Origin of the sequence: Paraburkholderia sp. UCT2 (assembly GCF_014397665.1) — a bacterium.
Taxonomy (GTDB): domain Bacteria; phylum Pseudomonadota; class Gammaproteobacteria; order Burkholderiales; family Burkholderiaceae; genus Paraburkholderia; species Paraburkholderia tuberum.
The window spans coordinates 37528-50577 of sequence record NZ_VZQO01000044.1; the positions used below are offsets into that span (position 1 = coordinate 37528).

A 13050-nucleotide genomic window follows, 5' to 3' on the forward strand; every position below is an offset into this window, starting at 1 on the left:
TGCACCTCCTGGCGCAGAGCGCGCATCGTTGCAGCATCATGCGCACATTCAGGCGACGTGCCAGGCGCCACGCATGCGCCGCACGTCGACCCTCATTGCTGCCGTATCCACGTTTGCGAGCGGCCAAGCAGCGCGACCCCAATGTAGCCACGCACCACGAGCTTGTTGCCGCCGTCCTCGAGATGCATCTTGCATTTGTAGACCTTGCCGTTTTCAGGATCGAGAATCTGGCCGTGATCCCACGCGTCGCCATCCTTCTTCATGCTGTTGATGATGGTCATGCCGAGGACCGGTTGATCCTTGCGCGCGTCGGTGCATTCGGTGCAACGGCGATCCGGTTGATCGTTCGCGCCGAGACCCTTGATAACCTTGCCGTTCAGTTCGCCATTGCCGTCTTGTGTGATCTGCACGAGCGCCTTCGGCTGGCCCGTGTGATCGTCGATGGTTTGCCACGTGCCAATCGGTGTATCGGTCTGCGCCATCGCGGTCACGGCGCTGGCGAGCAGGGCGCCGGCGAGCGCGGCGTGACGGGCGGTGCGCAGCGCAAGCGCGCCGGCACGTCGAGTGAATTGCGTCATTGCCTTCCTCCTTGATATGAGACAGCGCGATCATGGTCGCGCGGCGTTATGGGCATCGTGGTCGGATGTGCGGTACCGGCCCTCGCGATGCGTAACGGTGCCAGCGGTGTGCCGTTTTCATCGTCAGCGCAGAATACGCGAAAGTGCATGCGTCGTTTGATAGTGGAGCTTCTAATCCGCTCGCGGTACTTCTGAAGCGTGTCAATTCAGCTGGTAGCAGAACCTCGCGTTGATGCGCGGACTGTGCGATGCGCTCTCCACCGGAGCATCACCGACCGCTTTTCCGACGGACGCATCGAGGCTGTCGCAGTACGCATAGGTGAAGCCGAGCGTGATCGGCCGGTTGGCCTCGACCGTCGCGCCCCAGCCCGAATCGCCCGACGCATCGCCCGGCTCATGGCATGTCCTTGCCGACGAGCGGTGTGAAGCGTTGCGCGACTTCGTCGAACGAAATCGACTTCCCGCCGTCGACCTGCACGGTCAGGTTCGGACCGCGGTGGGGCGCCTCGATCAGCGGCAGGGAATCGAACGGATCGCCGTCTACCGCCGCGCCGGTGAGGCGGGACTACGCTTGTGCCTGTTATAGAAGCAAACGCGCAAGTACCATATTTTCGACGAAGAGCCCGAAACCCGCGAAAGTGAGTAATAATTCCCCGTTTTCTACTAAAACAAAATCTGTTCAACAGGTATCACATGGACCGAAAGTCGAAGCTACGAGAGATTGCTCTGGCCGCATGCATCGTATTGGGGGCCCTTCAGGGCGCGAATGCACAGGCTCTGGAGAACAGTGGTGCGAGCGGTACGGTCGTGTCCCAGCCGGGTACGACGAGTGCGTTGCCCGACACCTCGCAGGCCGGCCAGGCGGAAACCACTGCACTGACGCCGGATGAAAACCGGCAATCCGCCACCGGGAACGTGGCTGAACTGCAGCAGATGATCCACGGCCCGGATCTGAGCGAATTGCGTACCACGTATAACGGCAGCTATGGCGCGAGCCTGCTGTTCTACGGCAAGGAGATGACCTACTACGTCGCGCTGTTCCAGCAGAAAAACTTCTGGCGCGTGATCAAGTCGCAGGACGCCGCGCGCGCCGAGCTGATCTACAAGGATTTCGCGCGGCAGACGATGCAACTGTCGGACATCGAGATCCGCCGTACGCAACTCGAAGCGCAGAAGGCGTTCACGCAGCGCATGGTCGCGCTGTCGCAGGAACGCGCGAGCCGGCTGCAGGCCGACCTCGACGTCGCGCGTCAGCAGCAAAGCATCGTCGCGAGCCAGCAGGAGCAGAAGCGCGTCGAGGCGACCGAACTGGCGCAGCAGAAGGCCGCCGCGCAGGATCAGTTGCGCGTCGCGCAGCGCCAGGTGCGCGACCTGCAGCGTCAGCTCAATAGCGGCTTGCCGGTGCATTGAGCACGACGGTGTGAGCCTGGGTGGAGTGGCGGGACGGCGCGGAAATCGGTGCGCCGTCCGGCTCGTCCGCGGGCGTTACCGTTGTTATGTTTGATCGGTGCTTTCCGCACCCCCGCCAGCCCGCGCATCGCACTTTTGCCGTCGGGCTTTTCGGCATTTGTACTCGGCATTTTTCGCGAGCCCTGACGGCTCGTTGCCGCGTCGTTGTGCGCCGCCGTCGTACGACGCGAGACGGCGCGACTTCAATGCCGCTTGCGCGTATCCGCTTGCGTTTTGCGCATCCGTTCGCGAGGCGGCTGCGTCACGTCGACGGCGATCGGATCGCTGGCGGGAAAGCTTTCCATCAGCGCTTCGTCGAGCCGCGTATCGGCGGACGTCGGGGGCGTCCGGCGCGTGCGCGCCGGTCGGGAGGCATGCTGGTTTTTGCTGGTCATGGCGCGCTCCATCGGTAGAGGGTCGATCATTCAGCATAGCGCATCGCGGCTATCGGCGAACGACCGCCAGATGGCGCAGGCGCGTCGTTTAAAGCCGGCCGGCATCGATTCGTCCTCCGAGTGTCCCGGCCGCGCTCGAGCCGCGCTTGAGCCGCGCTTGAGCCGCGAACGACACCTCCATCGATTCATCACACAGCGAACCAGATGAACTGGAAAAAGCCGGCGGGCTCGCGGCGAGTGCTCGCAGCCCACGTCGTGGAAGCCGAACTGGAACACCTGGATCGGGCGACGCGGCAACCGGCGCTGCACCTGTTCGACGCCGGCTACTGGCGGCGCCGCGTGCTGGCGGTCAAGGGGAGATTCGAACTGACCGAGCGTCAGCTGACCCAACTGGAGAAAATTCTGCGGCGCCTCGGTCCGTCCACGGAGTAGCGAGGCGCGGCCGCTACAGCTTCTTCGTATTTATTCCTGATTGCCGCCGGGGTTGCCGCCGCCGTGATTGCCGCCGTGGTTGCCGCCATGATTGCCGCTTTCGCCGCCGGTGCCGAACAGACGCCGCCGCCGCGTGACGACCACCGGACCTTCGGAGTTGCCGCTGCGCTCGCTCGGCGCGCGTTCCGCCGACGGCGTGCCGTACGATTCACGCCCTTCGCGCGGCTCGCGATGTTCGCGCGAACCATGGGGACCGCGCGCGCCATGTTCGCCATGCGACGTTCGGCCCGTGCGCGGCGCCGGCCGCGTGCCGGTGTCGAGCTGGATCGTGGAGATCGCGCGCTTGTAGATGCCTTGCAGGCCAACCGGCGTGCGCAGCATCACCAGGTACTGATCGAACGACTCGATGCATCCGGTCAGGCGGATGCCGTTGACCAGATAGATTTCGACGCGCTTTCGTTCCTTGCGCGCAGCGTTCATGAAGTCGTTTTGCGGATGCGATTCTGCGGAAGCCATGGACAATTCAGGTTAGATAGACGGTGGTTCGCCGCGATTCTACCCTTTCTCCCCTATGCGGGGGCAGAGCGCGTCGACGGGGCGAACCTTGTCCACTATAACGACTTGTGAGCACATAAGCATCCGATAACGCGGGACTGTAACGTTGAGTTACGAATCTGCTGGTCAATGTCGTCTTCTTCCGGTCTCTCCAGGCATTGCCGGCATGGTTGGCGGAAAAGGAAGAACATAGGGGCATGTTGCGCGACCACGGCGGCGGCGTCGAAGCGCCGCGAAAAAGCCCGGAGAAACAGCGCAGCGAAACAGCGCCGCGACGGCGATGGAATAAACCACGCGATCGCGGCGTTAAGTCCAGTATGGCAGTACCGCATTCCGCGGCCTGCCGCCCGCCGCGCCGGTCGGTCGATCGCGTGCCGGGCATCTGCCAGGAGGCTCACCATGAAAGCATCCCGTATTCTGTCAGCGCTCTTCGTCCTGCTCGCGCTCGCGTGCGGCTCCCTCGCGCACGCGGCCGATACCGACAACGCCGCGTCGGGTTCGAGCAGCAACAGCAACAGCAGCGGCGGCGGCTACTAACGCCGCGACCGGGCCTGGCACGCCGGGTGACATTCGAAGCGGAAGTGATCGCGTGGCTGCCCCAGCTGCGCCGCTATGCGCGCGCACTGACGGGCGACCGCGCCTGGGCCGACGATCTCGTGCAGGATACGGCGGAGCGCGCGCTTGCGCGCTGGTCGGCATTCCGGCCAAACAGCAACCTGCGCGCGTGGCTGCTGACGATCCTGCGGCATCTGTACATCGACCAGCTGCGCGGGCGCCGCGAGATCGCCGTCGACGAAGAAAGCGCGCCGTGGCGCAATCTCGAGGCGCCGCACGGCGAGGTCGACGGTCTGGTGCTGCGCGACGTGCAGCGCGCGCTGTACTGCCTGCCACTCGAGCAGCGTGAGGTGCTGCTGCTGGTGTGCGTCGAGGAGCTGTCGTACCAGGAGGCATCGAGCGCGCTCGGGGTGCCGATCGGTACGGTGATGTCGCGGCTGTCGCGCGCGCGCGAGCATATGCGCGCGTTGCTGTGCGAGGAGCCGCCAGGGCCGATGCACGGACCGCAGCCCCGTGCGCCGCGGGCGGCGCATAAAGTCGCGCCGCTGAAAGTGGTGAGAAACCGATAATGAACAACGATGACTCCGATTCCGGCTTGCATGACGAGCTCGATCTGCGCGCGCTGTCGGCCTATGTCGATGGCGAATTGCCGGAAGAGCAGCGCGCCGCGATCGAAACGCAGCTTCGCCAGCATCCGCAGGCCACCGCGCGCGTGGCCGCGTGGCGCGCGCAGAAGGCGGCGCTGCGGGCGCTGTGCGGCGCGCCGGACAGCGATGCGCGGCAAGCGCAAGCAGGGCAGCGGGCCGACGATCGGCAGCAAGCCGCTGAAGCCGGCGAGCGAAGCGATGCAGGCAGCCAGCCCACGGAGGCGGAGGAGCCGGCTTTTATCGTCGTGCGTCGGACGCGGCCGTGGTGGCAGCGCGCGGGTCTCGCCGCCTGCTGGCTCGCGGCTGGCGCCGGGCTCGCGCTGGCCCTCGGTCCGCTCGCACCGCGGCTGACCGGTGGCGCGTGGAGCGGCTTCGGCGGACAGCCGGCCGGTTTTGCGCAGCGCGCGGATGTCGCGTACGCGGTGTACTCGCCGGAGCGGCGTCATCCGGTCGAAGTCGCCGCGAGCGAAGAGGAGCATCTGATCACCTGGCTGTCGAAGCGGCTGAATCGTCCACTGTCGGTGCCGTCGCTGCAGGAGTATGGTTATTCGCTGGTGGGCGGCCGGCTGTTGCCCGGCGAGGCCGGCCCGGCTGCGCAGTTCATGTACGAGAACCAGGCGGGCGCACGCCTGACGCTGTACGTGACCGGCGTCACCCGCGACGAAACCGCGTTCCGCCTGTTTCGCGACGGCAACCGCCGCACCTTCTACTGGATCAGCGACGGCATGGGCTACGCGCTGTCTGGCGTGATCGCGGAAGGCAAGCTGCGCGAGATCGCGATCGACGTGTGCAGCGAGCTCGGTGGTAAGCCTGAGACGTGGCAGCAGTAGCGGGCGGTAGGGTATCGTCAAGGCCGTCAGCGGCGACGCACGCATAGCTTGCCCGCGCGACTGCACCCGCGGCTTACCCGACCGACAAGGAGACGCCTTGCCCCAGACGCTGCCGCCCAACCTGTCCGCCGCGCAGTTCGACCGGGCGCTCGCCGGCTGGCGCGCGATCGTCGGTGAAGCGCACGTGCTGCGTTCCGACGCCGGCCTCGCCGCCTATGTCGATCCGTTCGCGCCTGGCGAGCCGGGGGCGTTTGTCGCGAGCGCCGCATTGCTGCCCGCGTCGGTCGATGAAATCCGCGCGGTGCTGCGCATCGCCAATCAGTACCGGATTCCGCTGTGGACCGTGTCGACCGGGCGCAACTTCGCGTACGGCGGCGCGGCGCCGCGTCTCAGCGGCTCGGTCGTGCTCGACTTGCAGCGCATGAACCGCATCCTCGAAGTCAACGAAACGCTCGCCTACGCGCTGGTCGAACCGGGCGTCAGCTATTTCGATCTGTACGCGCATCTGCGCGACAAGGGCTACAAGCTTTGGGTCGATCCACCGGCTGCCGGCTGGGGCAGCGTGGTCGGCAACACGCTGGAGCGCGGCTTCGGCTATACCGACTACGGCGATCACGCGGCGGCCCAATGCGGGATGGAGGTCGTGCTCGCCAACGGCGACGTGCTGCGCACCGGCATGGGCGGCGTCGAGATCGGCACTGCGTGGCAGCTGTATCAGCCGAGCTACGGGCCGTCGTTCGATGCGATGTTCATGCAGTCGAACTACGGCATCGTGACGAAGCTCGGCGTGTGGCTGATGCCCGCGCCGCCCGCGTATCTGCTCGGCGAAATCCAGTTTCGTCGCGAGGCCGATCTGGAGGAGATCGTCGAGATTCTGCGGCCGTTGCGGCTCGACGGCACGATCCGCAATCACGCGGTGATCGAGGGCGGATTGCGGCGCGCGGCGAGTCTGTCGCCACGCCGGCAGTGGTACGACGGCGCGGGCGCGATGCCCGGGAGCGCGGTGCAGGCGATGCTCGACAAACTCGGCGTCGGGCGCTGGAACCTGCATTTCGCGCTGTACGGCACGCCCGAGTTGATCGATGCGCGCTACGCGCTGATCGAGCGCGCGTTCGCGCGGGTGCCAGAGGCGCGGCTCACGGCGGCGCGTTATGGGGGCGATGCTCAGCCGACTGGCGGCGGCGATCGCAACATGGCCGGCATTCCCGCGATGACCGCGTTTCGCATGCTCGACTGGCGCGGCGGCGCGGGCGCGCACGTCGACTTCGCGCCGATCTGTCCGGCGACCGGGCGCGACGCGATGCGCCAGTACACGATGGTGAAAGCGCGCGCCGCCGAATACGGCTTCGACTACTACGGTGGCTTCACCGCGGGCGCGCGGCATCTGCATCATATTTTCGCGGCGATTTTCGATCGCGACGACGCGAACCAGGTGGAGCAGGCCGGCGCGCTGCTGCGCTCGCTGATGAGCGACGCGCGCGCGGCCGGCTACGGCGAATATCGCGCGCATCTCGCGTACATGGATTTCGCGGCCGCGCAATATAGCTTCAACGACGGTGCGTCGCTGCGCTTCGCCGAAACGCTGAAGGATGCGCTCGACCCGAACGGCATTCTCGCGCCGGGCAAGCAGGGCATCTGGCCGGCGGCGTGGCGCGACCGGCGGGGGTACACGTGAACGACGCGTGCGCACACGCACGGCAAACCGAAGCGCAAACAGAACGGAACGTACACGCCAATGGATCGACGCACTTTCATGCTCACCGGTGCATGCCTCGCGACGGCCGCGGGCGGCGCATGGCCGTGGCTCGCGCAAGCCGCCGCGTGCGCTGACGATGCGCGTGCGTTCGCGATCGTCGACTCGACGCTCGAATGCGGCGCGTCGTTCGCACGCTATGCCGCGCATCTTCGCTTGCCGACCTTCGAAACCGGCGATGATGCGGGCGCGCTCTGGTTCACCACACTTGCGCCACTGCTCGACGTTGGGCGGACCCCGCACGCGATGCCCGCGCTGATCGGCTTCACGCGCGCGTCCGATTACTTCGTCCTGCAACACCTCGCGCTTCGCACGGGACGCTTCGTCGAGCATCGTCACGAAGCGCGCGCGGGGTTGGATGCGCAACCCGCCCACGTGGCCTTCGCGCTGACGCCGCGCAGCGCGCGCTAGAACTTATAGTCCTTGTTCTTCGGATCGAAGGTCGAATCGTCGAATGTCTTCGGCGTGATGCTCTCGAACACGATCTGCTCGAAAATCTTGCCGTCGTTGTCGTAAGACTGGACGCTGCGAAAGAACGGATGACGCAGATCGAGCCCGAGCGTTTCCTTTTTCGCGTAGAACTGTGGCTGGCCGACCGGTGTTTCGAACGTGAACGCGACGACGCGCACACCGTCGATGGTCTTCACTTCGATCCGCACCGAACGCGGCAAGCCGGCCTCGGTGTATTTTTTTCCTTCACTCAGGTATTGATCGGCAACGTACTCGGTGCCGAGATCGCGCACGCTGTGATTCGATTGCGAGCGTGCGAGCGCGCCGGTCAGCGACGTCCACAACGGCATCACGTTCATGATGCCGCCGAGGTGGCCGTAGGTTTCGTCGCTACGTTTCGATTCGTCGTAGATGATTTCCTGGCCCGCGTGCGCGCCGTCGGGCAGCCACTTCGCGTAGATGCGCAGCGGGTCGTGCGCGACGCGCACCAGCATGTGATCGGGCTTGTCGGGCCAGATGCCGCGAATGCGCTCGGAGCGCGACATCGTGAACTCGTACGACGGGTAGTCGTTCGGCCCTTCCTTGATATAGCGCGGCAGCGCGAGCGGATCGAGCGACTGGAACAGCGCGACCAGTTGCGCGTCGTCGAGCTTTTCGAGCGTGCCGCTTTGCTGCGCGGCGCGCAGCCATTTGACCTGCTGGTCGAGCGTCAGCTTGCCGACCTGCGCGGCCGGCGTGGTGGGCGGCTTGACGGCGCTCGCGGTGTTGAGCGGGGGCGGGCGGTCGTCGTTCTGCGCGAAGGCCGTCGGCACCGACAGCAGGCCGAGCGCGACGAGCAGCGCACCCGGCAAGCGCTGTCGCAGGCGATGCGAACGGGCGGACATGCGGTGCTTCATGAATTTCTCCAGAAAGTGACGCGGCCGCTCATGCAACCTGCAAGGCAATAACGCGAAGCAACAAAGCAATAACGCTTTGAAGCAACGCTTATTCCCGTCAGGCGGACTTCTGTTTCGCGAGTTCCTCGTCGCGCAACGCACGGCGCAGAATTTTGCCGACGTTGGTTTGCGGCAGCTCGTCGCGGAACTCGACGAGCTTCGGCACCTTGTAGCCAGTCAGATTCTTGCGGCAGTACGCAATCACCTGCTCGGCGGTCAGTGTCGGCGTGCGCCGCACGATGAACACCTTCACGCGCTCGCCCTGCGCGGGGTCGGACACGCCGATCGCGGCGACTTCGCGCACGTCCGGATGCGCGGCGATCACGTCCTCGATTTCGTTCGGATACACGTTGAAGCCCGACACGAGGATCATGTCCTTCTTGCGATCGATCAGACGGATAAAGCCGCGCGAGTCCATCACGCCGATGTCGCCGGTCGCGAGCCAGCCGTCGTCGTCGATCACCTTCGCGGTTTCGTCGGGGCGGTTCCAGTAGCCCTTCATGACCTGCGGGCCCTTCACGCACAGCTCGCCCGCCTCGCCGATATTGGCCCAACTGCCGTCGTCCTTCCTGAAGCGCACCTGCGTGGACGGCGCGGGCAAGCCGATCGAGCCCTCGAAGTCGCGCAGATTGGTCAGATCGACCGGATTCATCGAGACGATCGGCGAGCACTCGGTGAGTCCGTAGCCCTCGATGATCGGCTTGCCCGTCACCGCCTTGAAGCGCTCGGCGACGGCTTTCTGCGTCGCCATGCCGCCCGCCATCGCGAGCTTCAGGTCCGAGAAGTCGCGCCGACAGAATTCCTCGTTGTCGAGGAACGCGTTATAGAGCGTGTTGACCGCGGTCATGCCGGTGAATTTTTCGTGACGGATGATCATCATCACGCGCTTCATGTCGCGCGGATTCGCGATCAGGATGTTGCGCCCGCCGAGCCCCATGAAGATCAACGCATTCACGGTCAGCGAGTAGATGTGATAAAGCGGCAGCGGCGTGAGCACCGTTTCGCCCTCGCCGGACAACTGCCCCGCGGCCCACGCCTTCGCCTGCAACAGATTGGCGATGATGTTCCGGTGCGTGAGCATCGCGCCTTTCGCGACGCCGGTTGTGCCGCCCGTGTATTGCAGGAACGCGATGTCTTCGTGGGTCGCGCGCACCGGTGTGTGCGGCCGCGCATAACCGACCGAAAGCGCTTTCAGGAGTGGCACTGCCTGCGGCAGCTTGTAAGGGGGCACCATCTTTTTCACGTGACGCAGCATGAAATTGAGCAGGTGTCCCTTCAGGTTCGCGCCGTCGGCGAGCAGATCGCCGAGCCCGGTCACGATCACGTTGCGCACCTTGGTGCCGGGCAATGCATCTTCGAGCGTCTTCGCGAAGTTCTCGAACACGACGATCGTCTGCGCGCCGCTGTCCTTTAGCTGGTGCGCGAGTTCGCGCACCGTGTAGAGCGGATTCACGTTGACGACCACCGCGCCCGCCTTGATCGTGCCGAACAGCGCGACCGGATACTGGAAGGTGTTCGGCAGCATGATCGCGACGCGCTCGCCCGGCTCCACGCCGATGCTTTGCAGGTACGCCGCGAACGCGCTCGCCTTGCGGCCCAGTTCACCGTACGTCAGGTTCGCGCCGACGCTCACGTACGCGACGCGCTCGCGGAACTGTGCGATGCATTCGTCGAAGAACTGATCGATCGACTCGTATTGCGTGACGTCGATGTCGCGCGGCACGTCGTCCGGATAGGACGCGTACCAGATGCCGTCGGTGTTCGGAGCGGGGTGGGGCACCGGGTTTTGACGAGGCATGCCGCCTGCGTCCGGCACGTGCAGCGGGGCTTGGGTGGGCTCGGTCATCGGTTGCCTCCTGAAAATGTTGGTATGCGCTGCCGCGCTAGGGCCTATTCACGCTAATAACGGGCTTGCGAACGTGCCTTTGCGCGCGTATTGCGGCGTCGGTCGTCGCTTGTTTGGCTCGGCCAAACGGCGCTCCTCTCTCCTTGCACTACGCGCGCAAAGGCACGTTCCCCTGTTTTAAAAAAATCCTTCCCGGGGCTGACCGCCAGAAGGGCCGATCGCCGCGTCATGCTCCTTGCGAATACGTCGAGTATTCGCTGCGTCGCAATCCTTGCGCTCGGCCCTTCTGGCGGCCAGCGCAAGCCCGTTATTAGCGTCAACAGGCCCTAGCGTTCCAGAATCGCGACGACCCCCTGGCCGCCCGCCGCGCAGATCGAGATCAGCCCGCGTGCGCTGCCGGCCGGTTTGTCGAGTTGCGCCAGCATCTTTGCGAGCGCGGCGACGATACGTCCGCCCGTCGCCGCAAACGGATGGCCGGTCGCGAGCGAACCGCCGTTCACGTTGAGCCTGGTGCGGTCGATCGCACCGAGCGCGCCGGCGAGGCCAAGCTGCGTGCGGCAATATTCGTCATCCTGCCATGCCGCGAGCGTGCACAACACCTGAGCCGCGAACGCTTCGTGGATTTCGTAGAAATCGAAGTCCTGCAACGTGAGGCCGGCGCGCGCGAGCATGCGCGGCACCGCGTAGGCGGGCGCCATCAGAAGGCCTTCCTGCTGGTCGAAAAAGTCGACCGCCGCGGTTTCCGACCAGCTCAGATACGCGAGTACGGGCAAGCCACGCTCGGCCGCCCACGCTTCGCTCGCGAGCAGTACCGCGGATGCGCCATCGGTCAGCGGCGTCGAGTTGCCGGCGGTCAGCGTGCCCGCGTCGCGGTCGAACACGGGCTTCAGGTTCGCAAGCCTTTCGAGCGACAGGTCGGCGCGCAGGTTGTTGTCGCGCGCGAGGCCTTTGTACGGCGTCATCAGATCGTTGACGAAGCCGCGCGCGTACGCATCGGCGAGCTTGCGATGGCTCTCGTACGCGAGCACGTCCTGCGCCTCGCGCGAGATGTTCCAGCGCTTGGCCATCAGCTCGCAATGCTCGCCCATCGACAGCCCCGTGCGGGGCTCGCCGTTGCGCGGCAACAGCGGCTTGAACAACATGCCGGGCCGCAGCCTGCTGAGCGCGGCGATACGCTGACCGGTACTCTTGCCGCGATTCGCTTCGAGCAGGATCTTGCGCATGCGCTCGTTGACGCCGATCGGCGCGTCGGACGTGGTATCGACGCCGCCCGCGATGCCCGCGTCGATCTGCCCGAGCGCGATCTTGTTGGCGACGAGGATCGCGGCTTCGAGGCCGGTGCCGCAGGCCTGCTGCACGTCGTAGGCGGGCGTTTCCTTCGCGAGCGTGGTGGACAGCACGGACTCGCGCGTCAGGTTGAAGTCGCGCGAGTGCTTGATGACGGCGCCCGCCGCGACTTCGCCGAGACGCACGCCGTGCAGGTCATAGCGATCGATCAGCCCTTGCAGCGTGAAGGTCAGCATGTCCTGATTCGATGCGCTCGCGTACGCGGTGTTCGAGCGGGCAAACGGAATCCGGTTGCCCCCGATGACGGCGACGCGGCGCACGGCAGGTTGCGGGTGGGACATGCTCGGCTCCTTTGGGTCGTTCCCAGATTATTGGTCGATGCGAACGGCGCGCTCGCGGTTCACAGCAGCCGCCACTGCATGCGCCCGCGCAAATGCGGCTTTTCCCCGGCGATATCGCGCACCTCGAGATCGCGCTCGATCAGCGAAGGCGATGCGCTCCACAGCGACGCTTCGCCCGGCAGCAGCATCGGCACCTTGAACTCGGCGCTGAGCGTTGCTTCGGCGAGCGGCTTCGGCGGCTGCAGCGACGACGCCGCGCGCGCGAGCGTCCACATGCCATGCGCGATCGCGCGCGGAAAGCCGAACACCTTCGCCGACAGCGCGCTGATGTGGATCGGGTTGTAGTCGCCGGACGCGCTCGCGTAGTCGCGGCCCAGTTGCGGCGCGAGCTGCCAGCGCGCGATCCGTTGCAGCGCATCGGGGCCGAGCGTCAACGCTTCGAGCGGATGGCCGAGCGCCGGCACCGCGCGCTTCAGGTAGATGCTGTCGCCGTCCCACACCGCCTCGCCGCGCCGATAGATGCGCGTATGCACGACGAACGCCTGGCCCTTGTCGTGACGCAGCAGCGCGCCGAATTCGACCTCGATGCGCAGCAGGTCCTTGTAGGCGAGCGGGCGGCGCAGTCGCACGTGATTGGCCAGATGCACGAGACCGAGCGCGGGCCACGGAAACGCGGGGTCGGTCAGCATCAGCAGATGCAGCGGAAACGCGAGCAGGTGCGGGTAGGTCAGCGGCACGCCGTGCTCGGGAATGAAGCCGCACACGCGCGCATAGCGCCACACGGGGCCGGGCTCGAGCACGACGGCGGGGCGCACGAGCCGCAACGGCGGCAGCCGCGTGTCGCGGCCGCGCTTGACGATGCCCGTGAGCGCGCGCCCGTATAGCTTTGCCGGCGCGGGCAGCGTTTCGATGACGACGGTTTTCGGCCGCGCGCCGTCGCCCGGCGCGGGAGCGAGCTGACGGCTGCCGAACGGATCACGCGGTTCGTCCATACCCA

Annotated in this window: 15 protein-coding genes and 1 pseudogene; 8 read left to right on the forward strand and 8 right to left on the reverse strand. The window is 65.9% G+C overall.

The features are described from left to right. Nucleotides 1-92 precede the first annotated feature (92 nt). Together F6X39_RS28220 and F6X39_RS37065 are read right to left on the reverse strand one after the other, a co-directional pair. Complete coding sequence (locus F6X39_RS28220) at nucleotides 93-578, reverse strand: DUF2147 domain-containing protein (protein ID WP_184066797.1); 486 nt, start codon at nucleotides 576-578, stop codon at nucleotides 93-95. Between the two features lie 201 nt (nucleotides 579-779). Then, nucleotides 780-977 (reverse strand): annotated as a pseudogene (locus F6X39_RS37065) (ShlB/FhaC/HecB family hemolysin secretion/activation protein); the annotation flags it as partial. Here F6X39_RS37065 and F6X39_RS28225 point away from each other — a divergent pair. Together F6X39_RS28225 and F6X39_RS28230 are read left to right on the forward strand one after the other, a co-directional pair. Further along, entirely contained in the window at nucleotides 898-1164 is a 267-nt protein-coding gene (locus F6X39_RS28225; RefSeq protein WP_187618992.1) for a hypothetical protein, read from the forward strand. The pseudogene F6X39_RS37065 and the gene F6X39_RS28225 sit on opposite strands and share 80 nt — an antisense overlap. A 107-nt stretch (nucleotides 1165-1271) precedes the next feature. Then, nucleotides 1272-1988: a DUF2968 domain-containing protein gene (locus F6X39_RS28230; protein WP_187618993.1), complete on the forward strand. Its 717-nt coding sequence runs from the start codon at nucleotides 1272-1274 to the stop codon at nucleotides 1986-1988. Nucleotides 1989-2230: 242 nt separating this feature from the next. Here F6X39_RS28230 and F6X39_RS28235 read toward each other — a convergent pair whose 3' ends face one another. Then, nucleotides 2231-2422: a hypothetical protein gene (locus F6X39_RS28235; protein WP_090805694.1), complete on the reverse strand. Its 192-nt coding sequence runs from the start codon at nucleotides 2420-2422 to the stop codon at nucleotides 2231-2233. A 204-nt stretch (nucleotides 2423-2626) separates the two neighbouring features. Here F6X39_RS28235 and F6X39_RS28240 point away from each other — a divergent pair, with 204 nt between their 5' ends. Next, nucleotides 2627-2854 (forward strand): hypothetical protein, encoded by a 228-nt coding sequence (locus F6X39_RS28240; RefSeq protein ID WP_187618994.1) that lies wholly within the window; start codon nucleotides 2627-2629, stop codon nucleotides 2852-2854. A 30-nt stretch (nucleotides 2855-2884) separates the two neighbouring features. Here the strand turns inward: F6X39_RS28240 and hfq are convergent, their stop codons facing one another. Further along, complete coding sequence (gene hfq, locus F6X39_RS28245) at nucleotides 2885-3370, reverse strand: RNA chaperone Hfq (RefSeq protein ID WP_187618995.1); 486 nt, start codon at nucleotides 3368-3370, stop codon at nucleotides 2885-2887. 438 nt (nucleotides 3371-3808) lie between these two features. Between hfq and F6X39_RS28250 the strand changes: the two genes are divergently transcribed. The 5 genes from F6X39_RS28250 to F6X39_RS28270 all read left to right on the forward strand — a co-directional run bounded on the left by F6X39_RS28250 (nucleotide 3809) and on the right by F6X39_RS28270 (nucleotide 7605). After that, on the forward strand, nucleotides 3809-3946 hold the full coding sequence (locus tag F6X39_RS28250) for a hypothetical protein (protein ID WP_184071258.1): 138 nt from the start codon (nucleotides 3809-3811) through the stop codon (nucleotides 3944-3946). A 26-nt stretch (nucleotides 3947-3972) separates the two neighbouring features. Then, nucleotides 3973-4533 (forward strand): sigma-70 family RNA polymerase sigma factor, encoded by a 561-nt coding sequence (locus F6X39_RS28255; RefSeq protein WP_187618996.1) that lies wholly within the window; start codon nucleotides 3973-3975, stop codon nucleotides 4531-4533. Beyond that, nucleotides 4533-5441 (forward strand): anti-sigma factor family protein, encoded by a 909-nt coding sequence (locus F6X39_RS28260; protein WP_187618997.1) that lies wholly within the window; start codon nucleotides 4533-4535, stop codon nucleotides 5439-5441. Before F6X39_RS28255 ends, F6X39_RS28260 begins: the two co-directional genes overlap by 1 nt. Before the next feature lie 97 nt (nucleotides 5442-5538). Continuing rightward, nucleotides 5539-7116, forward strand: a complete 1578-nt coding sequence (locus F6X39_RS28265) for an FAD-binding oxidoreductase (protein ID WP_187618998.1) — start codon at nucleotides 5539-5541, stop codon at nucleotides 7114-7116. 60 nt (nucleotides 7117-7176) lie between these two features. After that, nucleotides 7177-7605 (forward strand): hypothetical protein, encoded by a 429-nt coding sequence (locus tag F6X39_RS28270; RefSeq protein ID WP_187618999.1) that lies wholly within the window; start codon nucleotides 7177-7179, stop codon nucleotides 7603-7605. Here F6X39_RS28270 and F6X39_RS28275 read toward each other — a convergent pair. The 4 genes from F6X39_RS28275 to F6X39_RS28290 all read right to left on the reverse strand — a co-directional run bounded on the left by F6X39_RS28275 (nucleotide 7602) and on the right by F6X39_RS28290 (nucleotide 13045). Further along, nucleotides 7602-8540 carry a DUF1571 domain-containing protein gene (locus tag F6X39_RS28275; protein ID WP_187619000.1) on the reverse strand — a complete coding sequence of 313 codons (939 nt, stop codon included), beginning with the start codon at nucleotides 8538-8540 and terminating at the stop codon, nucleotides 7602-7604. The two genes, F6X39_RS28270 and F6X39_RS28275, sit on opposite strands and share 4 nt — an antisense overlap. Before the next feature lie 97 nt (nucleotides 8541-8637). Further along, a complete protein-coding gene (locus tag F6X39_RS28280; protein WP_187619001.1) occupies nucleotides 8638-10425 on the reverse strand; it encodes an AMP-binding protein in 1788 nt (595 codons plus the stop codon). A 326-nt stretch (nucleotides 10426-10751) separates the two neighbouring features. Continuing rightward, nucleotides 10752-12053 (reverse strand): acetyl-CoA C-acetyltransferase, encoded by a 1302-nt coding sequence (locus tag F6X39_RS28285; protein ID WP_187619002.1) that lies wholly within the window; start codon nucleotides 12051-12053, stop codon nucleotides 10752-10754. A gap of 59 nt (nucleotides 12054-12112) precedes the next feature. After that, nucleotides 12113-13045, reverse strand: a complete 933-nt coding sequence (locus tag F6X39_RS28290) for a MaoC/PaaZ C-terminal domain-containing protein (RefSeq protein ID WP_187619003.1) — start codon at nucleotides 13043-13045, stop codon at nucleotides 12113-12115. Nucleotides 13046-13050 lie beyond the last annotated feature (5 nt).

Excerpts from the sequence above, each read along its gene's own strand:
- F6X39_RS28235 (WP_090805694.1), bottom strand. The coding sequence starts at position 2,422 with ATGACCAGCAAAAACCAGCATGCCTCCCGACCGGCGCGCACGCGCCGG.
- F6X39_RS28230 (WP_187618993.1), top strand. The coding sequence starts at position 1,272 with ATGGACCGAAAGTCGAAGCTACGAGAGATTGCTCTGGCCGCATGCATC.
- F6X39_RS28275 (WP_187619000.1), bottom strand. The coding sequence starts at position 8,540 with ATGAAGCACCGCATGTCCGCCCGTTCGCATCGCCTGCGACAGCGCTTG.
- F6X39_RS28250 (WP_184071258.1), top strand. The coding sequence starts at position 3,809 with ATGAAAGCATCCCGTATTCTGTCAGCGCTCTTCGTCCTGCTCGCGCTC.
- F6X39_RS28220 (WP_184066797.1), bottom strand. The coding sequence starts at position 578 with ATGACGCAATTCACTCGACGTGCCGGCGCGCTTGCGCTGCGCACCGCC.
- F6X39_RS28270 (WP_187618999.1), top strand. The coding sequence starts at position 7,177 with ATGGATCGACGCACTTTCATGCTCACCGGTGCATGCCTCGCGACGGCC.
- F6X39_RS28280 (WP_187619001.1), bottom strand. The coding sequence starts at position 10,425 with ATGACCGAGCCCACCCAAGCCCCGCTGCACGTGCCGGACGCAGGCGGC.
- F6X39_RS28260 (WP_187618997.1), top strand. The coding sequence starts at position 4,533 with ATGAACAACGATGACTCCGATTCCGGCTTGCATGACGAGCTCGATCTG.
- hfq (WP_187618995.1), bottom strand. The coding sequence starts at position 3,370 with ATGGCTTCCGCAGAATCGCATCCGCAAAACGACTTCATGAACGCTGCG.
- F6X39_RS28290 (WP_187619003.1), bottom strand. The coding sequence starts at position 13,045 with ATGGACGAACCGCGTGATCCGTTCGGCAGCCGTCAGCTCGCTCCCGCG.
- F6X39_RS28285 (WP_187619002.1), bottom strand. The coding sequence starts at position 12,053 with ATGTCCCACCCGCAACCTGCCGTGCGCCGCGTCGCCGTCATCGGGGGC.
- F6X39_RS28240 (WP_187618994.1), top strand. The coding sequence starts at position 2,627 with ATGAACTGGAAAAAGCCGGCGGGCTCGCGGCGAGTGCTCGCAGCCCAC.